General features: G+C 60.2%; 20 protein-coding genes. 5 read left to right on the top strand and 15 right to left on the bottom strand.

From position 1 onward, the window contains the following. Window positions 1–57 precede the first annotated feature (57 nt). Genes TU80_RS18085 through TU80_RS31765 form a run of 3 tightly spaced genes read right to left on the bottom strand, consistent with a single transcriptional unit; the run spans window position 58 to window position 3,468 of the window. Window positions 58–1,548: an aldehyde dehydrogenase family protein gene (locus TU80_RS18085; RefSeq protein WP_057005039.1), complete on the bottom strand. Its 1,491-nt coding sequence runs from the start codon at window positions 1,546–1,548 to the stop codon at window positions 58–60. Then, entirely contained in the window at window positions 1,545–3,164 is a 1,620-nt protein-coding gene (locus tag TU80_RS18080) for a GMC family oxidoreductase (RefSeq protein ID WP_057005038.1), read from the bottom strand. The genes TU80_RS18085 and TU80_RS18080 overlap by 4 nt, the downstream gene beginning before the upstream one ends. A gap of 52 nt (window positions 3,165–3,216) precedes the next feature. Next, window positions 3,217–3,468 (bottom strand): ferredoxin, encoded by a 252-nt coding sequence (locus tag TU80_RS31765; RefSeq protein WP_154220403.1) that lies wholly within the window; start codon window positions 3,466–3,468, stop codon window positions 3,217–3,219. A gap of 294 nt (window positions 3,469–3,762) precedes the next feature. On the opposite strand from TU80_RS31765, the gene TU80_RS18075 reads away from it, so the two are divergent. Further along, window positions 3,763–4,386, top strand: a complete 624-nt coding sequence (locus TU80_RS18075) for a TetR/AcrR family transcriptional regulator (RefSeq protein ID WP_032904483.1) — start codon at window positions 3,763–3,765, stop codon at window positions 4,384–4,386. Between the two features lie 5 nt (window positions 4,387–4,391). Here the strand turns inward: TU80_RS18075 and TU80_RS18070 are convergent, their stop codons facing one another. Continuing rightward, complete coding sequence (locus TU80_RS18070) at window positions 4,392–5,303, bottom strand: LysR family transcriptional regulator (protein WP_020300825.1); 912 nt, start codon at window positions 5,301–5,303, stop codon at window positions 4,392–4,394. Window positions 5,304–5,445: 142 nt separating this feature from the next. Between TU80_RS18070 and TU80_RS18065 the strand changes: the two genes are divergently transcribed. Next, a complete protein-coding gene (locus TU80_RS18065; protein WP_020300826.1) occupies window positions 5,446–6,351 on the top strand; it encodes a helix-turn-helix domain-containing protein in 906 nt (301 codons plus the stop codon). Window positions 6,352–6,390: 39 nt separating this feature from the next. On the opposite strand, the gene TU80_RS18060 is transcribed toward TU80_RS18065, so the two are convergent. From TU80_RS18060 to TU80_RS18025, 8 genes are all read right to left on the bottom strand, one after another. After that, window positions 6,391–7,317 carry a quinone oxidoreductase family protein gene (locus TU80_RS18060; protein ID WP_020300827.1) on the bottom strand — a complete coding sequence of 309 codons (927 nt, stop codon included), beginning with the start codon at window positions 7,315–7,317 and terminating at the stop codon, window positions 6,391–6,393. A 94-nt stretch (window positions 7,318–7,411) separates the two neighbouring features. Next, window positions 7,412–8,659: an MFS transporter gene (locus TU80_RS18055; RefSeq protein WP_020300828.1), complete on the bottom strand. Its 1,248-nt coding sequence runs from the start codon at window positions 8,657–8,659 to the stop codon at window positions 7,412–7,414. A gap of 11 nt (window positions 8,660–8,670) precedes the next feature. Then, window positions 8,671–9,492 (bottom strand): SDR family NAD(P)-dependent oxidoreductase, encoded by an 822-nt coding sequence (locus TU80_RS18050; RefSeq protein WP_020300829.1) that lies wholly within the window; start codon window positions 9,490–9,492, stop codon window positions 8,671–8,673. A 59-nt stretch (window positions 9,493–9,551) separates the two neighbouring features. Beyond that, window positions 9,552–10,916, bottom strand: coding sequence for a phosphotransferase family protein (locus TU80_RS18045; protein ID WP_057005037.1), 1,365 nt, complete (start codon window positions 10,914–10,916; stop codon window positions 9,552–9,554). Window positions 10,917–10,954: 38 nt separating this feature from the next. Beyond that, window positions 10,955–11,404 (bottom strand): nuclear transport factor 2 family protein, encoded by a 450-nt coding sequence (locus TU80_RS18040; protein WP_020300831.1) that lies wholly within the window; start codon window positions 11,402–11,404, stop codon window positions 10,955–10,957. Window positions 11,405–11,437: 33 nt separating this feature from the next. Further along, entirely contained in the window at window positions 11,438–12,256 is an 819-nt protein-coding gene (locus tag TU80_RS18035; protein WP_020300832.1) for an SDR family NAD(P)-dependent oxidoreductase, read from the bottom strand. A 64-nt stretch (window positions 12,257–12,320) separates the two neighbouring features. After that, the gene (locus TU80_RS18030; RefSeq protein ID WP_057005036.1) at window positions 12,321–13,673 is read right to left on the bottom strand and encodes a DUF1329 domain-containing protein; all 1,353 of its coding nucleotides are present in this window, start codon (window positions 13,671–13,673) and stop codon (window positions 12,321–12,323) included. Between the two features lie 66 nt (window positions 13,674–13,739). Beyond that, window positions 13,740–15,410 (bottom strand): DUF1302 domain-containing protein, encoded by a 1,671-nt coding sequence (locus TU80_RS18025; protein WP_090234955.1) that lies wholly within the window; start codon window positions 15,408–15,410, stop codon window positions 13,740–13,742. Window positions 15,411–15,639: 229 nt separating this feature from the next. Between TU80_RS18025 and TU80_RS31755 the strand changes: the two genes are divergently transcribed. The 3 genes from TU80_RS31755 to folE all read left to right on the top strand — a co-directional run bounded on the left by TU80_RS31755 (window position 15,640) and on the right by folE (window position 20,490). Then, window positions 15,640–16,089 (top strand): hypothetical protein, encoded by a 450-nt coding sequence (locus tag TU80_RS31755; RefSeq protein WP_082643857.1) that lies wholly within the window; start codon window positions 15,640–15,642, stop codon window positions 16,087–16,089. A gap of 195 nt (window positions 16,090–16,284) precedes the next feature. Beyond that, complete coding sequence (locus TU80_RS18020; RefSeq protein WP_057005035.1) at window positions 16,285–19,848, top strand: indolepyruvate ferredoxin oxidoreductase family protein; 3,564 nt, start codon at window positions 16,285–16,287, stop codon at window positions 19,846–19,848. A gap of 84 nt (window positions 19,849–19,932) precedes the next feature. Beyond that, the gene (gene folE, locus TU80_RS18015; protein ID WP_057005034.1) at window positions 19,933–20,490 is read left to right on the top strand and encodes a GTP cyclohydrolase I FolE; all 558 of its coding nucleotides are present in this window, start codon (window positions 19,933–19,935) and stop codon (window positions 20,488–20,490) included. Between the two features lie 28 nt (window positions 20,491–20,518). Here folE and TU80_RS18010 read toward each other — a convergent pair whose 3' ends face one another. The 3 genes from TU80_RS18010 to TU80_RS18000 are packed head-to-tail and all read right to left on the bottom strand — an operon-like array spanning window position 20,519 to window position 23,637. Further along, on the bottom strand, window positions 20,519–21,274 hold the full coding sequence (locus TU80_RS18010; protein ID WP_057005033.1) for an SDR family NAD(P)-dependent oxidoreductase: 756 nt from the start codon (window positions 21,272–21,274) through the stop codon (window positions 20,519–20,521). An 18-nt stretch (window positions 21,275–21,292) separates the two neighbouring features. After that, on the bottom strand, window positions 21,293–22,345 hold the full coding sequence (locus TU80_RS18005; protein WP_057005032.1) for a phosphotransferase family protein: 1,053 nt from the start codon (window positions 22,343–22,345) through the stop codon (window positions 21,293–21,295). After that, window positions 22,342–23,637 carry an acyl-CoA dehydrogenase family protein gene (locus TU80_RS18000; RefSeq protein ID WP_057005031.1) on the bottom strand — a complete coding sequence of 432 codons (1,296 nt, stop codon included), beginning with the start codon at window positions 23,635–23,637 and terminating at the stop codon, window positions 22,342–22,344. Before TU80_RS18000 ends, TU80_RS18005 begins: the two co-directional genes overlap by 4 nt. Window positions 23,638–23,660: the final 23 nt, after the last annotated feature.

Here is a 23,660-nt window from a genome sequence, read left to right as displayed (position 1 = left end):
ACCTTTTGTTTTTATTGTCAGTCGTTTTGTCTGCTCCCCGCTCGCGGGGTGTCATGGCTAGCGGCCGATGGGGTAGATGATGGATTTCTCCTGGGTGAATTCTTTAAGCCAGTTCGGCCCGAACTCACGGCCCAGTCCTGAACGTTTGAAGCCGCCGATGGGCGCATAAGGCAAGCTGCCGCTACCCCCATTGAGGTACACACTGCCGGCACGAATTCGTCGAGCCATGGCATAGGCGGTGGCGGCATCTGCAGAGGAAACAGCGGCGTTGAGGCCAAACCGCGAATCGTTGGCAATGGCAACCGCCTCGTCATCACTGTCGAAACCGATCACCACCCCCACCGGCCCGAAGATTTCCTCCTGGGCGATGAGCATGTCGTTGCTTACGTCATCGAACAGGGTGATGTCGCTGAAGAAGCCCTGGCGCAGATGCGCAGGTCGTCTACCACCGCAGACCAGCGTGGCCCCGGCGTCGCGGCCGCTGGCGATGAAATGCTCGACCTTGGCGCGCTGCGACTCGCGGATCAGCGGGCCCATCATCACGCTCGGGTCCGCCGGGTCACCGACCTTCCACTGCCCGGCAATGGCTTTGGCGCACTGCACGAATTGCTCGCGTACCGAGTGATGCACAACGAAGCGGGTGAGCAATGCACAGCCCTGCCCCGCGTTGACCGCCAGCCCGGCGACAGCTCCCAGCGCGGTGGCCTGAATGTCGGCATCGGCGCGCACGATCAACGCCGATTTGCCGCCCAGTTCCAGATGCACGCGCTTCAGGGTCGGCGCCGCCTGACTCATGATGCTCATGCCGACCGTTTCCGAACCGGTGAACGAGACCATGTCCACCCGCGGGTCGCTGCTCAACAAGCCGCCCACTTCAATACCGCCGGTGACAATGTTGAGTACGCCCTGGGGCAGGCCGATTTCTTCAGCGATCTGACCGAACAACAGCGCCGAGTACGGGGTAAATGGCGAAGGCTTGAGCACCAGGGTGTTGCCGGCCAGCAAGGCCGGAAACACCTTGGCCAGGTTAAGAAGAAACGGAAAGTTATAGCCGGTGATGCCGGCCACCACGCCGATGGCCTCACGCTCCACCGTGCCGCTGCCGAGAATCATCGGCCCTGCCGGGTTGAACGGATTGGGATTGGCCTGCACCGGAATCTGCAAGCTGTCGCTGTGCACAGACTGCTCGATCGCGGTCAGCACATGGCCCAGCGGCATGTCCACCTGCATGGCATAAGTCACGCCTTGGGAACAGCCGACCTCAGCGATAATCAGCGCGGCAATTTCCTCCCTTTTTGCCACCAAAGCTGCGTGCATCCGCCGCATGTACCCGGCCCGTTCGGCCATGCTCAACCAGGGCCAAGGGCCGTTATCAAAGGCGTTGCGTGCGGCGGCGATGGCTGCGTCGGCGCTCTGCAGATCACCATTCGGTGCATGACCGATGACCGCTTCGGTGGCCGGGTTGAGCACTGCTTCGCGCGGACCGTCAACATCCACCCACGCGCCATCGATGTACAGCTTGTCCAGCTGGGTAAAGGGAACACTCATGGTGTTGGATCTCCTGAGACTTTGCCGGTGATAATTTCTGCAGCGCGCATGGCAATGGCCATGGCCGGGGCATTGGTGTTACCGGAAACCAGGCACGGCATCACCGAAGTGTCGACCACACGCAGGCCCTCGACGCCGCGCACACGCAGTTGCGGATCGAGCACCGACGCGCTGTCGGCACCCATGCGACAGGTCCCGGAAACGTGATAGGCGGTCTGGCCGAAGCGGCGGAACGCAGCAAGAATTTGCGCGTCGCTTTCTACCTCCGGTCCCGGTGTCAGCTCGCCGACAATGAATGGCTTGAGCACCGGCTGTGCAGCCAGACGGCGGAACCAGCGAAACAAGGCAATTGCGGAAGTGCGATCGATCTCGGCGCTCAAATAATTGGCGTTGATCCGGGGTGGAACCGTGGCGTCCGCCGATTGAATGCGCACCTCACCCTGGCTCTGCGGACGCAGGAAATAGCCACCGATGGTCAGGCCGGGCTCCTTGTCGATTTCGACCTTGTTACCGTCGCCATCCATGGAATAGAGGCTGACGCCGATTTGCGCGTCCGGACGATCCAGCTCCGGGCGCGTCTTGATGAAACCACCGGCCTCGTGAGCGGCGTGGGTCATCGGTCCTTTCTTGCGCAAAAAGTATTGGGCCACTGCACCGAGTAACCCAATCCCATGGAAGCAGTGATTGAAGCTGCCACGGGTGACCCGATACTGCATGGCCATGTACACGTGCTCACGCAGGTTACGCCCGACCTCGGGGGCGTCGTGCAGCACACTGATACCCAGCGAGTTCAACAGTGCGGCCGGGCCGATGCCAGACAGTTGCAACAGCTTCGGCGATTCAATGGCACCGGCGCACAACAACACCTCGCGGCGCACTTCGAAGCGTTCCTTGCCGGCGCTGTTGTTGACCTGCACGGCACAGGCACGGTGATTGCTGAACTCGATGCGTTGAACATCCGTGCCGGTCATTAACGTCAAATTCGGACGTGCGCGCACCGGATCGAGAAAGGCCTTGGCGGCACTGAATCGCTGGCCTTTCCAGGTGGTTTGCGGCTGATAGCCGAAGCCACCCTGAGTGACCGAGTCGATATGATTGGTGTCTTCAGTGCGCGCCACACCCAGCTCACCGGCCGCGCTGATGACGGCATCGCACAGGGCGTGGCCCGATGGGTGCACCGTGACTTTGAGCGGGCCACCGACTCCGCGCCATTGGCTCTTGCCCAACTGGTGGTCTTCGAGGGCGACAAACTGCCGGCCCATGTCTTTCCAGCCCCAGCCCGCGCAGCCTTGCGCTTCCCAATGATCATAATCAGCGGGTGCTCCCCGTACATAGACCATGCCGTTGACCGAACTGGAGCCGCCAATCGTTTTGCCTTTGAGCCATTGCTCATCGCTCATACCCTCACCGCGTGCAGCCTTGTAGCTCCACACATGCGGATTGCCGGGGCTGAGCAGTTTGCCAATGCCACGGGGCATGGCAATCAACGGACTGGTGTGATCCGGTCCGCTCTCGATCAGCAGCACCGAAACGTTCGTGTCGGCAGACAAGCGATTGGCCAGGACGCAGCCGGATGACCCCGCACCGATGATGATGTAGTCGTAGGTTTTGCTCATTGTTGTTCTTCTTTTGCGGGTTGCTGAAAGTCTTCCATTACCAAGGCGGCACTCACCGGTGTTCGTCGGATGTATCGCGAACCTCGATGACCCGTTCCGGGCAGGCACGGGCACCGCGGGTTGCCAGCCGCTCTTGCCCAATCGGCACACTTAAGCCGTTGCTGGCGATGTAGCCGTTGTTATCGAGTGGATAGAGCGCGGGCGCGACGTTGTTGCAGCGGGCATGACCTACGCAGCCGGATTGGTTGATAGGCGTTTTCGCCGTGGGCGGTGAGCTCTGCCCATAGATCGAAATCGCGGGCAAGGTGCTTGGGAATGTGCGCAGGAACAGGTGCAGGCGTTTCAGGAGCGTTATTCATTATTGTTCTCCAGGTCTCTATCGGACTGGAGAAACGGTAAGGCCGCAGACGCAAAGCCACAACGAACAGAAGCGCAAATCTGTACGGCATAGACGGAATTAATTAACACTTTCGCCGAATATGTTCTAAAAATAATCCTGCTGGTGCAAAAAATCCTCTGTCATTGTGTTCTGATCACCGCCGGGAAGCTCTTGTACCCGCCGTCATGAAACCAATAAAAAGCGCTGCCGAGGTTAAGAATGTCTCACCTAGCTTCCGTGCAAACAGCCGATAAAAATCACGCCAGTCAACGCCACGCCTTGCGTTCCCAACGCACCCGGGAATTGTTGCTGGACCACATGTATCGCCTGGCGCTGGAAAAGGGCTACGAAGGAATTACGGTCCAGCAATTACTGGACAGTACAGGGGTCGCGCGCTCCACCTTCTACGCGCACTTTCGCGACAAGGAGGACCTGATCGTCGCCGGGTACGAAGCCATTGGCGTTCCCTCGACCAAGGTCACCGAAGTTGATGGCGACCGCCGTGTCCTGCTGGATGTTTCGGCCTGGCTGTTCAGCGCCACCGAACGTCATGCGGCACTGACAACGGCGTTCTTCAGCGGCCCGGGACAGAACGTGATTCTCGCGCACCTGGAAAATATCCTGATCATCCAGGTCCGGGAACACTACCGGAAACAGGGCCTGTACCAAATCGATCAACTGCGTGGCGAGGCCGCCGTGCGCTGTTTCGTCGGTGCCCTGGTGGGGCTGTGGTTGTGGTGGGTGCGCCACGACTATCCGAACCCGGCGCGGGAAATGACCGAAACCTTCGACAGCCTGATGAACAACGGCACCTGGCCGCCTGACAACAACGTGCGCCAGTAGCGGGATCAAGAGGCGCAGGCCATGATCAGAAACTGTCGGAATGCCTGGGTCGGTGCCGACAAACAGTTATCCGGCAGCCAGATCAGCCCCAGTTCCATGGGTGGAATCACATCCACCAGCGGCCGGATTTCAATCTTCTTGCCTTCCAGAGACCAGGCCCGGTACAGCATGTCCGAGAGAATGGTCACACCGAAACCATGCCCCACCAGCCCGCGCAATGCCTCCATGGATGAGGTACGAAAAGCCACCTTGGGTGCCAGTCCGCGGGATTCCCAATAGCGCATGGTCGAGGTCTCCCCCTCATCGACCGTGGCCAGGATATAGGCATGCTCGGCGACGTCTTCGAGATTGATCGAGGTGGCAGACATCAATGGGTGCTGACTTGCCAGCCAGAGTTGGCGGCGCGAACGAATTAGCACATGGTGAGCGAAACCGTGCAAGTTCGGCGTATTGGAGACAATTGCCAGGCCCAAGTCGAGGTCGCCATTGCTCAGGGCCGCTTCAATGCTCTGGCGGTCCATGTCGATCAGGTCGATCTCTACCTGAGGGTAGCTACGTTTGAAGCGTGCCAGCAGCGCTGGCAGAAAGTAACCGAGCACCGTGTAGGAGGCACCCACACGCACGGTTCCTTGCATCGCATGGCCGAGAAACAGCGGTTCACTGAGAGCGTCCTGCAGCGTGTCGAGAATGTGCCGCGCATGCTGGGAAAACTTGTTGCCTTCAGCGGTCAGCGCCACGCCATGGGGCAAGCGGTCGAACAAGCTGACGCCCAAGGACTGTTCCAGATGCAACACCGCCGCAGTAATCGCCGACTGCGATACATGCGCCTTCAGCGCCGCCTGGGAAAACTGGCCGGCGTCGGCGGCGGCAACGAAATAGCGCAGTTGGCGCATGGAAATATCTTTGCCTTTCGTCATCTGATTTTCTGATACCTGCCGCCTGAATATATGAAACAGCTCGGTCCACGGGCTGGTTACACTCGAGACCGGGTAGCTGCCCTGACGTATCGTTATCCTTCGAATTTCAGCGCCAATAATAAAAATGGCTGAAGGTTGAAAAATGAACGCGATCCACTACAGCGAGTACGACTGTGAAGCGTCAGGTAATTTCCTGACCGAAGCTTCATTGGCCAGGCAAGGCTTCGACATCCGGGTTGAACACGCGCAATGGTCCAACACTGGCACTGCCTTGATAGAAACCGGCGACAGTTGCCTGTTGCGCTTGATGCTGCCGGCCAGCTCGCAGATCAAGCCTAACTGCGGCGGTTTTTCCAGCCACGGTGCGCCTCAATTCCAACCCCTGGGCAAGCTGTTGTTCATTCCCCATGGCACCGAGTTCCACCTGCGTCACGATGCCGGAGAGCAAAAGGCCCTTGTGTGTCTATTCGACCCCTCCTCACTCGGCGTCCTGGGCAGCTATCGCTGGAACTGGCAGGACAACGTCAGCGCAGCCATGCTCAACCTGCAAAGCGGCTACTTGCACGCCTCGTTGCAACGGCTGGCCGAAGAAGTCGCCAACCCCGGCTTCGCCAGCGAGCTGCACACCGAGTGCCTGCTCACCAGCATTGCCCTGGACCTGCGCCGCGAATTTATCGACGCGCCCGACGATGCCACTTGTTCCTCACACTGCGCTGAAAAACTCAGCCATCGTCAACTCAACATCCTGCGTGAATTGCTCGACAGCGCCAGTGACGAAGGCCGCTCACTGGGCCACTTGGCGCGGGCCTGCGAACTGCCGTTGCGGACCCTGTCCAGTCGCTGCAAAAACACCACCGGCATGACCTTGCGCCAGTACGCCGCGCAAACCCGTTTGCAAAAAGCCGTGGCGCTGTTGGCTGACCCACGGTTGCTGATCAAACAAGTGGCCTATCAGGCCGGCTTCAACAACGCCGCCGCTTTCAGCGCGGCCTTCCGTAAAGAGCTCGGTGTCACACCCGAGGAATTTCGCCACCAGCGCCAGCGCTGAAAGGCACCCGGACAAGGGCGCCTTCCAGCAATACGGGCTTTAACGACGAATCGTGGCGGTGATTTTGGCGTGTGGCCCATTGACCTGCGCGGCCCAGGCTTCAGCCGCCTGATCGAGGGTAAAATCCAGGTAATCCACCTGAATCTGCTGCTCTTTGGCGATCTTCAGCAGACGCAGCCAGATCTGTTCACGGTCTGCGGGCGGGCGCTGGCCAGTGCCGATGCACGACAGATTGCGAAACAACAGATCGGCAATATCCAGATTGAGCTGGCGGCCGGCTCCCGTGCCAATGGTCATGATCCGTGCGCCCCAGTTGGTGGCCTTCAGCGACGTCAACATCGGTTGACCGCACACGAGGTCGAGCACCACATCAAATCCGCCATCGGCCGCATCCTTGAGCGCCGCGACGTCATCGCTGCCACCCAGGGTCACCACTTCATCGGCAAGGCCTCGCGACTTCAACCGCCCCAGTGCTTCAGCGGACCGGGCAGCACCGACCACTTTGCCTGCACCCAGACCGCGCGCCAGTTGCAGGGCGATCTGGCCGAGCGTGCCGGTGGCGCCCAGGATCAGCACCTTCTCACCCTTCTGAATCGCGGCTTTTTCCAGGGGCACGATGGCGCCGGTCGCAGCGATGCCCATGCTGATCGCGGTTTTATCGTCCACGTCGTCCGGCACATTCCATACTTCGGCTTGCGGCACCAGGGTGCGCTCTGCCCAGGCACCAAACGGCAACACCGAGCGCTCGCCGAAATACACCCGGCGGCCATCCGGCGCACGGCCAACGCCTTCTCCGCGAATGACACAGGGATATTCAACACCCAGACGGTAGGCGCCGAGTACATCCCAGCCACCAAGGCCAGCGGTATCGACATCGATCAGCACCGAGCCGTCTAGCGGCTGCGGATCACGAAACTCGCCCACTACCGGCGGCGCATTGCGCTCGGAAATGATTGCTGCACGCATGGCATTCTCCTTGTCTGTTTTATTGTCAGGCTGCACTCGAGGCAATAATTGAACATTATTCTGTTATTTGTCTATATTTACTTCGGCAGCTTCTCTAACTGGCAACTAATGGCTCGGACTGATATCGCGGATACCCACCCAATGTCAGCAGCAGCAATGGGCCGACGACAAAGCAGATAAAACTGAACAGCAGCATGGCCGAGTAGCCACCGGTGAGCTTGAACAACCCGGCGAACAGTAACGGCGAGATCGCCGCACCTGCGGTAATCAAGCCCAGGTGCGCGCCAAACAAGCGGCCGTAGTCGCGCATGCCGAAGTAACGGGCGATCAGGAAAGCAGCGATATCGAACTCGGCACCGGCACCCACGCCGACCAGCAACGTGGCGAGGGTGTACATCGCAATACTGGAATCCCCATAGGCAAAAATGCCGCAGGCAAATGCCGGCATCAGCAGCGCGACAGAGGCAACACCGGGCGCCCACAACCGGTCAATCAGGTAGCCCACCAATAGTCGGCCAAGGATCAGCGACACGCCGAAGCTGGCGAAAATCTGACTGGCCTGCAGGGCGCTCAGGCCACGGTCCTGCAGCAACGGCACAATGTTGGTGACCATGCCCACCACGCACGACACCACCAACGTCATCGACAGGTTGCACACCCAGAAACGCCAGGAGCGCATCGCCTCGCGCAGCAGTAGACCGCCGGTTTGTTCGCTGGTGGCGGGGAGTTGCGTCGAGTTGTGGCTGACATTGGTGGTCGGCAACAACCAGCGTAAGGCCAAGGGCAACGCCAGCAGCACCGGCAATACACCCAGCGCGAGGAATCCCGCCTGCCAATTCCACCGGCTGATCGCCCAGGCGGTGATCAGCGGAAGCATGATGGCCGCCAGTCCGGAGCCACTGAGGATGATCGCCAGCGCCAGACCACGGTTTTCCTCGAACCACAAGTTCACCAGGTGCGACCAGGTCACCTGCAACGTACCCAGCCCGGCTAGCGGCACCAGGAAAAAGCCAAGGTAGAGGGTCCAGATCGAGCCATTGATACAGGTCAGGGTGAAGACACTCAGGGACAACGCGAGCAGCGACAGCAACGTGACCCGGCGCAAGCCGTAGCGCGAGTTGAGCCAGCCGGCCAATTGCGACGCGACGATGGTGCCCAGCGATAACGCGGTGATCGCCGCCTGCAACTCCGCCCTGCCCCAGCCCATGGCCTGTTCCAGCGGAATCACCATGGAGCTGAAGCTGTACAGCAGCAACGAACTGGAACTGGTGGCAACGCCCACCAGCGCCAGAATCAGCACCCGCCAGCCGCGTTTGAATTCTGCGTTATCAAAGCCTTTCATGGTGTGTGACCTCAGTCGTTGCCAATAAACACAGCCGCTTGCGCGCTCTTGCTCAGTACCTGGGCACGACGTGCCGGGCCAGGTGCGGTCTCGACCTGAACAAGGGTGTCTTCGGGGTGAATCAGCGTCGGGCCATTACCCAGTTGCTCAAGCGCCAGAAGCGCCAAGTCATCTGCTTTGGGCAAGGTCATGGTCAGGGCGTCGGCAATGTTCAGTTTGACCATGGCATCGCGCATGGTGGGTGTGTCGACAGTGCCGATGACCAAATTGAGCACGTCGACGCCACGGTCTTTCCACTCCGCCCATAACGATTCGCCGAGGTTCAGCGCAAACCCTTTGGTGGCGGTGTACATCGCCAGTTTGCGAATACCCCCCAATGCAGCCTGGGAACCCACCAACAGCAAGCCGCCCTGCCCGCGCTCCAGCATCGCGGCACCAAAGGCATGGCTGCATTGCATCACGGTCAAGCAATTGAGGCGCAGCAACGCGCCCCAGTCCTCGGTCGAGGTATCGAGGAAGCGCGTGATGTAGGGATCGCCACCCGCGTTGTAGATAAACAGACCAACTTGACGTTCACCGACAGCCGCGAGCAATCGCTCACAGGCATCGGGCTGAGAAAGGTCCTGGATTACCACCAGCACTTCGATGGCGTAACGTTGCTCCAATTCGCCTTTCAATTGCGCCAGGGCGTCGCCACGGCGCGCCACCAGGACGCAGTTGAGGCTACGCTCGGCGAGGGCACGGGCAAACGCCGCGCCCACACCATGGGAGGCACCGGCAATCACCGCCCACGGACCATACCGATGCAGGAAGGCATTATCAGGAACAGACATAAACACTCCGAATACGAAGGCCCGGCGACCAGCCACCGGGCGAGAAAGGTTTCACCCTGTCAGGCCACGGGTGGCAGGTCGATGTGGCGGGCGGAGGCGCCAATGGCGGTGCTGCCGTAGACCAGGACGCGCCGCTCGATGTGCGCCATGAACAGGCGCAGCAAAGGCCCGTCGTATTCAGGCCCGGCGCTTTTGACAAAGGCTTCCAGCGCTGCATCAATCTCGCTGTAGTCACTGAAGGTGCGGTCCAGCAGGACTTGCGCCTCCTGTTGTTCCAGCTCGCGCAAGTGCAATTCCATGGCATCGCCACGGCCCAGGTACTCCACCAGTTTGCTCACGGCGCGCAGCTTGGTTTTCTGGAAGTCACTGCCGACTTCCACCTGCGCCAGGGCATCGGCGAGCATGGTCAGCAACTGGGCATTCGGGCCGCTGCTGACCATGTCCAGTTTCGGCGTTTGCAGAGGCACACCCATGGCTTCGGCCAGCGCATGCACCACCACCCGGCGCAGGGCGATGTCAAACTCGGTGTAGGTGTCATGTGGGTCGCCCGGTTGTGGCGTGGCCACCGACGCCGAGAACTGCATCGTGCTGACGGTGGCAAACAGTGCCGTGTGGTAACGCACCACATCGGGCTCCGCCGGTTCGCCGGTTACTTGCTGGTAGTAGCGATACAGGGCGGCGAAGCTGTCCCCGAGCGGCTCGTAATTGTCACGCATGCGCGCCGACGCCAGGTCGGCCAAGGGATCGCCGATCATGGCAAATTCGAAATCGTAGAGACCCTGTACCTGTCCGCTCTCGAACAGATATTGCCCTGAATCGTACTGCACGAAAGCAGGCCGGATACGGTGCTGCGGCACATTGCGGCGCAACCAGCCGAGGGCGAATTCAACCAGCGGCTGAGGCCTGGTTTTATTGCGTGCATACAGCGGGTAGTAAGCTTCCAGACCTGCGAGGGTAATGTCCTCGGCACTGGTCGGCAGGTGAATGCCCTGCTCAATGAAGGGTTGCAACGGCAATTGGTGCATGCGCGCCATGGCGTCGACCCACTGGCGTGCGACAGCATGGCGCTCGGCATCACTGATCGCCGTGCTGATATCACGACTGCCCGGCACTAACTCCATCACGATGGCTTGCGGGTCTTCGCAGAAGCCGTAGATACGCGGCACCGGCACACCTTGCTGGCCGAGCAAGGTGAGAATATCCGCCTCCCGGCGCAGATCCGGGAATGGGCTGACATCACCACCTCGCTCGCCACGAATATGCAATTGAAGGGTTTCGCCATCGCGTTGCAGTTCAAGGTTCCACGCCGGACGCCAGCGCAGCAGGCGTTGCATGGCCGTGATGTTTCCGCCCAGCAGCCCTTCGACAAAGGTGCGCAGCTTTTCTTCGACCGAATCAACAGTCGTATTTATTGTTGTTGGCATACGGGGTCTTCCTCAGGCGCTGATGTCCAGCGCCGCTCTCAATGGGTGCTGGTGCTACCAGCGTTCGGCCCGCCTACCTGCTCCAGCGGCACGCCCTTTTTCTTCGCCAGGTCGGCGGTGTCCAGGTACTCGCGCCAGGCACAGATCAGTCCGTGTTCGTCCAGCTCATACACCGCCACCATCGAGTGCGGCATGGGGACGCCGTTGCTGACGCAGTAATCGTCGCGTTCGGTCATCACCACGCGCTCCGAAGAGACGATGTGGCGCGTGGTGCAACGGTTATGCGTGACATAACTCATCTGTCGCTCTATCTCCCGGCGTAACGCATCGCGCCCCCGGATCACGGGACCACCGGGCACCCACAGTTGCCAGACGGCGTCGTCGGCGAAGGTGGCCATGATGCGTTCGATATCGGGGCGGCTGCCGTCGCTGCCATCGCCCCAGGCGGCCAGCATGTCGAGGATGAAGCGTTCCTGTTCGAGTGCCATGAAACGGGCTCCAGTGCAGTGAATGGATCGGGATCAGACCGAGGTTTGAGGCAGCAGGAAGTTGCGCACCACCGGCACCATCGGTGTGCCGCAACTCATACCGCCGTCCACGCGCATCAGCGTCCCGTTGACATAGGCGGCGTCGTCGCTGGCGAGGAAAGCGGCCATGGCGGCGATGTCTTCCGGCTCGCCCAGTTGCGGTACGTTTTGCAGGTCGAGAAAGGCCGACTTCATCGCCTCGTTGGCCCAACTTTCCATGGCTGGCGTGCGAATCACTCCCGGCAGGATGCCGTTGCAACGAATGCCGCGTTTGCCAAAGGTGGCGGCAATGCTTTGCACGTACCAGTTGAGCGCGGCCTTGGAGGCGCCGTAGCTGAACTGAGAAATTTCGCCGGCAATCGAGCTGGTGGACGAGGTGAACAGAATCGAACCGCTGCCCTGGGCGAGCATGTGCGGCAAGGCGTATTTGCACGCCAACACGCCACCCAACACGTTGACCCGCATGCAGTTGTGGAACAGCTCGGTGTTGAAGTTGATGAAGTCGATATCGCGGGTGGTGGCCGGGTTTCTGTACACGGCGTTATTGAACAACACGTCGATACGACCGAAGGTCTCGACAGTCTGCTCGACCATCTCCCGCAAGGCGCCTTCCTCACCAACATCCACTTGCATGGCCATTGCCTTGGCACCTATTTCAGCTGCCACGGCCTGCGCCGATTCGGCGAAAAGGTCGGTGACCACTACCGTGGCGCCCTCCCGGGCAAAACGCAGTGCCGAGGCGCGGCCGATGCCACTGCCGGCGCCTGTGATGACGCAGACCTTGCCGTCTAAACGTTGCACAATCTCGCTCATAAAAGGGTCTCGGGACGGATAAAAAAATCGGCGCCTGTGACAAGCGCCGAAAAGGAGCATGAGGTCAGCGGGTCTGGCCACCGGCAATGGTCTGCGGATTGGCTTCACGCTCGGCGACCGGTTCCTGGCGGTAGCGCGTCGGGCCGTTGCCGAACATGCCGTACTGGTCACGGGTGAAGTCGTACAACGAGTAGGAATCCTGTTGCGGGTTATTGGGAATGCCATACGCCTCGATGTTGTATTGCGAGCCGGTACGGAACAGCGCGCCGCTGTCGTCCCAGGCGTCGTAGACCGCAGCACCAAAGGTGTCCTCGTCGATGTAGTAGCGGCGTTTTTTCTGCGCGTGGCGGACGCCGTCCTTGCGGGTCGCTTCCACCACCCAGACACGGTGCAGTTCCCAGCGTTCACACGCGGGATTGATGTGTTTGGGCATGAGTTTCTTGTCCATGTCGCAACCCCATTTCAGCGTGTAGTTGCTGTAGGGGATGAACATTTCCTTTTTACCCACCAGCTTCCAGTCGAAACGGTCCATCTTTCCGGAGAACAGGAAGATTTCGTCGTAGAACGCCACCCCGCCGAACGCCGAGTTGGGGGTGTCGTAGTTGAATTCCGGAGCCTTGCGCACGCGGCGCTGGCCGGTGCTGTAGCTCCAGGCGTAGCGGGAGTCGGCGACCGGGTCGAGATAATCCCAATACCCGGATGCCTGGCCGGCCGTACGGGCCGGCGCGACGATGCGCGACCAGATACGCTGGGCGATTTTCGGATCACGCCCGGGAACATCCATCTGGTAGAAGGGTTTTTCGCCGGTGGACCGATTGGTGTTGGTTAGCGTCGCGTGGCCTTCATTAACCACGTAGGCACTGTGGTTCCAGTCCCAGCCATTCACGCCCTGATAGTTGAGGATGTAGTTCCACATCAATTCCCGGCCATCTCGCGGCAGCGGGAATGGCAGGCCGCCCCGGCACCCTTCGCTGATCGACAGCCCGTCGTTCTCGGTTTTGCAGTCCTTGCGGCTGGCGTTGCGCTGGGTGGCTGCCAGGAAATTCGCCGGAAAGGTTGCCGTCCTGTGGGTGGGGTACACCTCAAGATAATAAGTGTCGGGGTTCTGCTTGAGCAGTTGCAGCTGTCCGGCCGCCAATTGGTCGGCGTACTGGTCGGCGTTAGCCGCCGTAATGCGCAAGCGGGGTTTTTCATTGGCAAACGGGTTGGGCCAGTTGCCGTCGCCGGGCACCAGCCCTGCGGGCACTTTCAGGCCACCGTCGTAGGGCGGAATAGTGCCTGCCGCGTTACCCGCCACAATCGCGCCAAAGCTCGTGAGCTTACCGCCCAGGTCGGCGGTGGTAGCGCCCTCATCGGCCACAGCCGCCCCCGCCAAAGCAATGGCCACAAGGCCCATCGCATATGCATTAACCGTCATAACGTTCTCCATTCAGATGGGTGATCGCCGAGTCCGGTGATCACTGCATTGCAGTTCAGGCGCGGCTCAGAACGCAGTGCTGAGGGTCAGCGAGACCCAGTTGCGGTCGGTCAGGCCGACGTCGCCGGTGCCCCCGACGACGGTTTTTCCGACGCCGGCAACGTCTGCATATTTGCGTTCGCTGCCGTAGCCGATGTACGACAGAGTCACGTCGACGCGCTCGTCGTAGGTGCCCTTCACACCTGCTTTCCAGGTGTATTTGCCTTCGTTGCCACCGCCCGTGGCGGCATTGCCGTTGACGCCGTAATCCACACTCATGGGCGTGGAAATATTCCAGCCAGGGAACACCCCAAGCCATTGCGGCGCAAAGCTAACGGCCAGGCCGACATAGTTCTTGGTAGCGCAGCCGTAATGCTTGTCCTGCCCCGCCGGGCAGCCGCCATAGCCTTCTCCTTTGAACAGTTCCTCGTGCTTGGTCACCCGTTGCACATGACTGAACGCCATTTCGGTGATCAGGCTGCCGGTGTCGAAGTAATCGGTGCGCGGCAGCAACCACAGGCCGTTGACCACCATGTGCCACGTGTCACCGCGAGCGCCCTGATTGTCGGCAGTGCTGATGTTGCTGGAGACCAGCGAGGTGTTCTGGCGATACGACAGGTCGACGCCGAGGGAACCTCCGCCCAATACCGGACCTGCGGAGTAACCCAGGCCATAGAGCTTGACGTTCTCGGCGTACACGTAACGGGCGAAGGTCGGCGCTACTTGCAGGCCCCACGGGTTGTAGTCATCGAACTCGCGATAGAACGCGCTGACCTCCGAATGCAGGAAGTCGAAGCTGTAGGTGCCCATCACGCCCCAGTTGCCCCTGTCCTTGGGTTTGACCGGATCAATCAACGGCCGCGAAACACCGCTGAACAATGGCAAACGGTCCGGCCCTTCCAGGGCGACGTCGGCGGAGGCCAGATAGGTACCGCCTTCAGGCGCGCGCGTGGTGTCCCATTCGAAGAAGTATTGCGCTGCCAGCGACAACTTGTCGGTGACCTGAGCCTGGGTTGAAATCTGCGTCAGCGGCAGGAAGATTTCACGGGTCTCGGTACCAGGGTTGCTCACCGCCTTGCGCCCATCCAACGGTGCTTGCGAGTAGGACACCGCATGCCCGGCAATCAGCAGGCCGTTGCCCCAGTACACGGTATGCCGGCCGGCACGCACGCTGACCGGAATCTCACCCAGGTCGAAGCGGGTAAACGCAAAGGCGTCCAGCAACTCGCCGCTAGGGCCACGGTGATAGCGTTTGGTGAAGCTGGAGTATTTACCGTTGTTGTAGCTCGGCGTGCTGGTACCGGGGAACGCACCTGGGTAGTAAACATTGCCGGGGCTGGTTTCGACATCAGTGTTTTCATATGCCTGGTCGTACCAGCCAGCGCCGCTGATGCGAAAGCCGTTGTACTGCTTGTACGCGACCTCCATTTCGCTCATCAAATCGACACGATTGGTCACCACATCGCCCCGATCAAACTTGGCGTCGGACTCGTCGTAGCTGGCGTTATTGGCCAACGCGGAGTCGCGCCCCTCGGCCCGTATGCCCAGGTTGTAACGTACGGTGTTGTCCCAGCGCGCGGTCCAGTCCGGATTGCCGGTATCAAACTCGGCGGCCTGCACAGCGCCAACAGTCAAGGCACACCCGGTCACGCTGAACCAGACAGCCAGGCTTAACGGCTTTAGCTTTGCGTCGATCATCAACACTCCCATTACTTTTTATTGTTGTTGGCAGCCGAAGCGTTGGGCCGTCTGGACCGCGCCAATGAGCGCTCGTCTGTGGGCTTTCGGTATGGACTGAAGTAGACGGGACGGGGAGGTTCGAGACAACGATTGGGAGTATTGCTGAAATGCATTTTGGTATTGGTCAAATACTCCCGACCTATACTCAAAGGTCCTGGATCGTACTTTTTGAGTACAGGAGGTGACCATGAAATCGGGAACCCGGACAGCGACACTCCTAGCCGCTGCGATGATCGTCGGCTGTACGACTTCATCAAGCCAGACAGTGACTGTTCCCTTGAACGCTACACCACGCAACGGCGGTCAGATCGCCAATGCAACGCTGGCCGTTCAGGGCAATGAGACAGCGTTTTCCTTTGTCGTCAGTGGAGTTCCAAGCGGCACCCTTCGGCCCTTGAATCTCTACACCTTTATCAACAAAGGCAGCTGCGAGCGCCCCGGGACTGTCGCCTATGCAATGAATGACCGGATCAACACCAATCGCATTTCTGCAACGCGCGGCTGGACCTATTCACGAAGTGCGCCAGTGACGCTGGCAGAGCTGCTTTCTGGTGGATATTACTTAGTAATAAGGACCACTCCGGCCGATGGCAACGTGGATATTTTCTGTGGGGATATCAAGCCCGAAACAAGGTGAAATGACACCAGACCGATAACCGGCTTTATCTACAACAGCGTGAAGAACAGTGTGCGTTGCGGTATTTGAATATCCGATACCGCCCCATTGTTTTTGTGATTTTACGATGGCAAAACTGCTCCCTAGACTCCAGCCAATAACTAGGCAACGCCGCTCTCCTGGCGCCGCCATGACAATAAAGCCTGGAGGATGAACATGAGTGCGCCCCCGTCTCTGGATGACAAGTACGTCCAGCACACTGGAAAAGTTTTGCTCACCGGGATTCAGGCGCTGGTGCGTCTGCCGCTGATGCAGCGCCAACGCGATCTGGCCAATGGCTTGAATACCGCCGGTTTTATTTCCGGGTACCGTGGCTCGCCGCTGGGTGGTTTCGACCAGGCATTGTGGAAGGCGCGCGACTACCTCAAGGAACACCACACGGTGTTCCATCCAGGCATGAACGAAGACCTCGCTGCTACCTCAATCTGGGGTACGCAACAGGTCAATCTCTTCGAAGGCGCCACCTACGATGGCGTGTTTGGCATGTGGTACGGCAAGGGTCCGGGCGTCGATCGCTGCGGCGATGTGTTCCGCCACGCCAACGCCGCCGGCACCTCGAAATTTGGCGGCGTGCTGGCCATTGCCGGCGACGACCATGGCGCACGCTCCTCCTCGCTACCGCACCAGACCGAACACATTTTCAAAGCGGTGATGATGCCGGTGCTGGCGCCATCGGGGGTGCAGGAATACCTCGACTACGGCATGCATGGCTGGGCCATGTCGCGCTATTCCGGCTGCTGGGTCGCCCTCAAGGCGGTGGCCGATACCGTAGAGAGCGCGGCCGTCGTCGACATCGACATTCATCGCGTACAACCGATCATTCCCGATATCCCGCTGCCCGAAGGTGGCTTGAATATCCGTTGGCCGGACCCGCCCCTGGCACAGGAACAGCGCCTGCTGGAACACAAGCTATATGCTGCCCTCGCCTATGCACGGGCCAACCGCCTCGACCGTGTCGTGATGGACTCAGCGAAAGCGCGCATCGGCATCATCACGTCAGGCAAATCGTACCTCGACGTTTGCCAGGCACTGAAAATCCTCGGCATCGACGAAACACTCGCCCAGCAGATTGGCCTGCGGGTCTACAAGGTCGGCATGGTTTGGCCGCTGGAGGCTGAAGGCGTCCGGCAGTTCGCCGAGGGCCTGGAAGAAATCGTGGTGGTGGAAGAAAAACGCCACATGATCGAGTACCAGTTGAAGGAAGAACTCTACAACTGGCGCGAGGATGTGCGCCCGCGCATCGTCGGCAAGTTTGACGACAAGGGTGAGTGGAGCCTGCCGCACACGGGTTGGTTGCTACCCGCCATCAACGACCTGACCCCGGCTATGATCGCCCGGGCGCTGGCCAAACGCATTTTGCGCCTGCATCAAAGTGGCCCGCTGCAAGTGCGCCTGGCGGTGCTGGATGCGCAATTGGCGAGCAAAGACCAGTTCAGTAACCTGATGGAACGCGTGCCCCACTACTGTTCCGGTTGCCCGCACAACACCTCGACCAAAGTCCCGCAGGGCAGTCGCGCATTGGCCGGCATCGGCTGCCATTACATGGCCGCCTGGATCTACCCGCAGACCCAGACGTTCAGTCAGATGGGGGGCGAAGGCGTGGCGTGGATCGGCCAGGCACCGTTTACCACTACTCAACATGTGTTCGCCAACCTCGGTGACGGAACCTATTTCCACTCCGGCATTCTCGCGATTCGGGCTGCCATCGCGGCCAAGGTGCAGATCACCTACAAGATTCTCTACAACGACGCCGTGGCCATGACCGGCGGCCAACCAGTGGACGGCAGCCTCAGCGTGGCGCAAATCAGCCGGCAACTCGTTGCAGAAGGCGTGCAGCGTGTGGTGGTGGTCAGCGAAGATGTCGAGAAGTATCAGCACATCCATGATCTGGCAGACGGCGTGCCGGTGCTGCGTCGCGACCAGATGGACGAAGTGCAGGAACAGCTGCGCCAGTTCCAGGGCGTATCCGCAATCATCTATGACCAGACCTGCGCTGCGGAAAAGCGTCGGCGTCGCAAGCGCGGCAAGTTTCCGGATCCGGCACGCCGTGTCGTAATCAATGAAGCAGTGTGTGAAGGCTGTGGCGATTGCAGCAGCAAATCCAACTGTATGTCGGTGGTGGCGGTGGAAACCGAGTTCGGCCGCAAGCGTGAAATCGACCAGTCCTCTTGCAACAAAGACTTCACGTGTCTCAACGGTTTTTGCCCGAGTTTTGTCACGGTCGAAGGTGGCACCTTGCGCAAACCCAAGGCCTTGGCGGCCGCGAAGGATGACGTGTGGGATTTGCCGACGCCCGCGACCGTCGCGCTGGATGAGCCTTACAGCATCCTGATCACTGGCGTGGGCGGTACGGGCGTGGTGACCATCGGTGCCCTGCTGGGGATGGCGGCGTTCATCGAAGGTAAAGGCACGCTCAATCTGGACATGGCCGGCATGGCGCAAAAAGGCGGCGCGGTGTGGTCGCACATCCGCATCGCCGCGCACCAGGAACAATTGTTTGCACCGCGGATTGCCGAGGGTGAAGCGGGCTTGCTGCTGGGTTGCGACCTGGTGGTCAGTGCCAACACCGAAACCTTGTCCAAGCTGCGTCACGGCGTCACCCATGCCGTGGTCAACAGCGAGGAAAGCATTACCAGCGCTTTTGTGCGCACCTTCGCCCAGCAAGCGGAAAGTGGTGATTTGCTCAAACACCCGGACCCGAAATTCCAGACCCAGAGCATGTCGGCACAAATTGTCGAAGCAGTGGGCTCCGACCAGGCGGACTTTGTCGACGCCAGCAAAATTGCCACGGCGTTGTTGGGTGATTCGATAGCCACGAACACCTTCATGCTCGGCTATGCCTACCAGAAAGGCTGGTTGCCGGTGGGTAAAGCGGCGCTGCTACAGGCCATCGAACTGAACGGCACCGCGGTGCCCTTCAACCTCTCGGCCTTTGACTGGGGCCGGTGCAGCGCCCATGACTTGCCACGGGTTTTACGCAAACTGGAAGCCGGCAAGGTGCAAAGCCCGGACCGCTTACTGTCGCAAAGCCTGGAAGAAACGCTGGCACGGCGCATGGAGTTTCTCACTGCGTACCAGAACTACGCCTATGCCCAACGCTACCGGTTTCGTGTCGAGCAATTCATCAAGGCGGAAACCGCACTGTTCGGACAACCCGGCAAGCTGTCGGCGAGTGTCGCCCGATATTACTTCAAAGTGCTGGCGATCAAGGATGAATACGAAGTGGCGCGCCTGTTTACCGATGGACAATTCCTGGAAAAAATCCAGGCCGGCTTCGAGGGCGACTACCGCCTGCGCTTCCACCTGGCACCACCGCTGCTGAACGATAACGGCTCCGGTCGCGAACCGAAAAAACGCAGCTTCGGCCCGTGGATGCTGCAAGGCTTCAAGCTGCTGGCCAGGCTCAAGTTCCTGCGTAATACCTGGCTTGATCCGTTCGGTCGTACCCATGAACGCAAGGTGGAACGCAACTGGCTGGCCAGTTACGAACGCGTCCTCGATGAAGTACTCACTGGCTTGACGGCCGACAAGCTGAGCCTTGCTCAGGAGTTGGCGGAGTTGCCAGACAGCGTTCGCGGTTATGGTCCGGTGAAAGAGCGTTTCCTCGGCCACGCCGAAAAGCGCCAGGCGCAATTGCTTGAGCAATGGCGTAATGGTCCGAGTGTCACGTTTCACGATGCCAGCCAGGTCACCGGCAAAATCGCCATCACTCAACTGTAAATATCCCGGCCCTGGGCCAGGTGCCAGGACCCGGGTTGCATGCGATGCCGCCCGGGAAGTTGGCTAAAACAATAAGGTCGACCCATGAACGAAGAGCTGGCCAGAAACTACCGGGAGATTCTTCACGGAGTGGGCGAAGATCCAGAGCGAGAAGGCTTGCTGGACACGCCAAAACGCGCGGCGAAAGCCATGCAGTACCTGTGTCATGGCTATCAGCAAAGCCTCGAACAGATCGTCAACGGCGCGTTGTTTGAATCGGACAACGATGAGATGGTCATCGTCCGTGACATCGAACTGTACTCACTCTGCGAACACCACCTCCTGCCGTTTATTGGCAAGGCCCATGTCGCCTATATTCCCACTGGTAAGGTGCTGGGGCTGTCGAAAGTGGCCCGCATTGTCGATATGTTCGCTCGCCGTTTGCAGATTCAGGAAAACCTGACACGGCAGATTGCCGACGCGATTTCCCTAGTGACCGATGCCGCCGGAGTGGCGGTAGTGATCGAGGCAAAACACATGTGCATGATGATGCGCGGTGTGGAGAAGCAGAACTCGGTGATGAGCACCTCGGTAATGCTCGGCGCGTTCCGCGAGTCGTACAACACCCGCCAGGAGTTTTTGCAGTTGATCCGCGGTCGCTAGGAGAGGCGCCAGGCGCCCCACCTTCAACTCAACTGAGCATCAGCATGCCGCCATCAATCATCAACGTTTGCCCGGTGACAAATCGCGAACCGTCTCCGGCAAGAAATACCAGCACAGGCGCCAGATCCCGGGTCGGTTCACCCAGCTGTCCGCCGATGGGCACTTGCCTTGTCATGTAGGCATCGTGCTGCTGCAATTGCTCGGTGCTCATGCTCGCGCGAGTCGCCTCGTACATCGGCGTCCACATCGCCGGGGCGATAGCGTTGACGGTAATGCCCAAGGGGCCCCATTCCCGCGCCACCGTGCGCGTCCACGCCAGCACCGCCCCCTTGCTGGCCGCGTAATGGGCTTTGCCGGGCTGTCCGATGACGCCTGCCGCAGAGGCGAAGTTGATGATCCGCCCACCGCTGCCCTTCAGCAGCTCATAGGCCGCGCGGTTGGTCAGGAATGTGCCACGGGTATTCACCGCAAAGACTTTTTCCCACTCGTCCAGCGTGATGCTGTCGGCACTGGCATTCGGCGCGATACCCGCAGCATGTACCAGCACATCCAGACCATTGAGCCGTTCGTTGGCCCAGGCGAAAGCGGCATCCACGGATTGGCTGTCAGCGATATCGCAGACTCGTGTATGCGCCCACCCGCCACCGTCCCCCGTCATCAAGGCGGCTTCGCCCAGGTCGAGGCTGACGACATAGGCTCCCTCCTCCACAAATGCTTTGACCACTGCCGCGCCGATACCCCTGGCGCCTCCCGTGACGATGATTCGTTTACCGGCCAGTTGCATGGGCTTTCCCTCTGGTTATCAGGCGGTTTGATCGATGCGCTGCAACGCCGTAGCGAATAGATGCAACGCTGAGGCGTGGTGTTTTTCACCCGTGACCATCGAGGCTTTACCCGCACACGCACGGGCGTAACTGACTTCGAGAAAGATGCCGAGTTTGAAACCCGCCAACACCAGGTACCAGGTGAAGTCCGCCAACGAGCGCGAGCTGCCGGCGTGGTAATGGGCGACCAGTTCGTCGCTGCTGCAAAAGCCGTCCCAGGGATGCACTTCGATGGTGCCGGCACCACGACCGTCGGCACAGGGCCAGGTGACCACCAGCCAGGCAAGGTCGAGCAACGGATCACCGATGGTCGCCAGCTCCCAATCGACGACCGCGGCCAACTCCCCGCAGTCATGCCGGAACATGACGTTGGACAGGTGAAAGTCGCCATGTTGAATACCGGCCTCAAACTGCTGCGGGCAATGATCGCTCAGCCAATTGGCCAAACGTGCAAGTCCCGGCAGGCTGCTCGCCCCCGGCCAACCGGGGTAGTCTTTGACGCTGTCCAAGTGTGCCAGCCAGCGTGAGACCTGACGCTGATGAAAACCGTCCGGGCGGCCAAAGTCCGCCAGCTCCACCGCCTGGTAGTCAATGTCGCCCAGACGCAATAGCGCATCCACCATGGCAAAGCCCATGCGCCTGCGCAGCGCCGGCCGTTCAGCATGGGGTGCTGGCAATCCTGCGGCGCTATTGGGGTTGAAGCCCTGCACTGGTTCCATTAAATAAAAACTGGAGCCCAGAACGGCCTGGTCAGTACAGTCGGCGATCAAACCGGCATGGGGCACTTGCGATCCGGCCAATACCTTGAGCAGGCGCGCTTCACGGACGATGGTTTTACCGCCGACTTCGCGCAGTTCCAGGGAAGGCCGGCGCAACACGAATTCACGCACGCCTCGCCGAAAGCGCAGCAGCAGATTCTGCGTGCCGCCGGCTAAACGTACCGCAGCCTTGATCGGGCCACTTTCCAGGTCTTGGGTGTCCATCCAGTCGGCCAGGCGCTCGAGGTCGACCAGATCCTGCCAATCGTTCATACGTCGCGCTCGCCGAGACTGGCCAGCACGCCGGCGTATTTTTCCCGGGCGCGGGCCGCGGCGGTGGGCCGATGGTAATCGGGGAACAACTCGTCGCAGGGCTGATAGTCGCGCAGCAGCTGTTTGGCCACCGTGACTTTGTGCACTTCGGTGGGCCCGTCGGCCAGCCCCATCTGGAAGGAGCGGACGATGTACCCGGTAAACGGCATTTCTTCGCATACCCCTAACGAGCCATGTACATGCAGGGCGCGCGCGGCGATGTCATGCAACACCTTGGGCATGGCGGCTTTCACCGCAGCGATGTCCTTGCGCACCCGCTTGTAGTCCTGATACTGATCGATGCGCCACGCCGTACGCATCACCAGCAAGCGAAACTGCTCCAGTTCGATCCACGAATCGGCAATTTTTTCCTGGACCATCTGCTTGTCCGCCAGGCGGCTGCCCTGGGTACTACGCGACAGGGATCGTTCACAGAGTGCATCAAGGGCTTTTTGCGCCTGGCCGATCACCCGCATGGCATGGTGCACGCGGCCACCACCGAGCCGCACCTGAGCCACGACAAATGCCTGGCCGGGCGCACCGAGCATGTCGCCCGCAGGCACTCGCACCTTGTCGAATGACAGGTAAGCATGGGTGGCGGCGGGGTCATCGGCGATACCGACGTTACGGATAATGCTCACCCCGGGCGCGTCAGCGGCGACGATGAACATCGACATGCCTTCATACACCGATACGCTTTTATCAGTGACCGCCATCACGATATAGAACGCTGCGTAGCGGGCATTGGAGGCGAACCATTTTTCGCCGTTCAGCAGCCAGTCATCGCCATCGCGCACCGCTTCGGTGGTGAACACGGCAGGATCCGCGCCACCTTGCGGCTCGGTCATGGCGAAGCAGGACACGATATCGCCATCGAGCAACGGTTGCAGGTAGCGCTGCTTCTGCGCCGGGGTGCCGTAATGGGCGAGGATTTCCCCGTTGCCTGAATCGGGGGCCTGGCAGCCAAACACAATCGGGCCGAACAGCGAGCGGCCGAGAATTTCATTGATCAATGCCAGGCGCACCTGGCCATACCCTGCCCCGCCCAGTTCCGGGCCCAGGTGACACGCCCACAACTTGCGAGCCTTCACCTGCGCTTGCAGCGGTTTGACCAGTTGCTTGAACAACGGATCGTGGATATTCCACGGGCTGCCCAGCACATGATCGAGGGGCTCGACTTCCTCCCGTACAAACTGCTCGATCCAATCCAGTTCCGCCTGTATCTCGGGGTCGGTCTGAAAGTCCCAGGCCATGGTGTGTCTCCTAGCAAATAGCG

Origin of the sequence: Pseudomonas veronii, assembly GCF_001439695.1 — a bacterium.
In the GTDB taxonomy this organism is placed as follows: domain Bacteria; phylum Pseudomonadota; class Gammaproteobacteria; order Pseudomonadales; family Pseudomonadaceae; genus Aquipseudomonas; species Aquipseudomonas veronii.
Note: the sequence above shows the minus strand (reverse complement) of the source record. Positions and strands in the feature narration are given on the sequence as shown.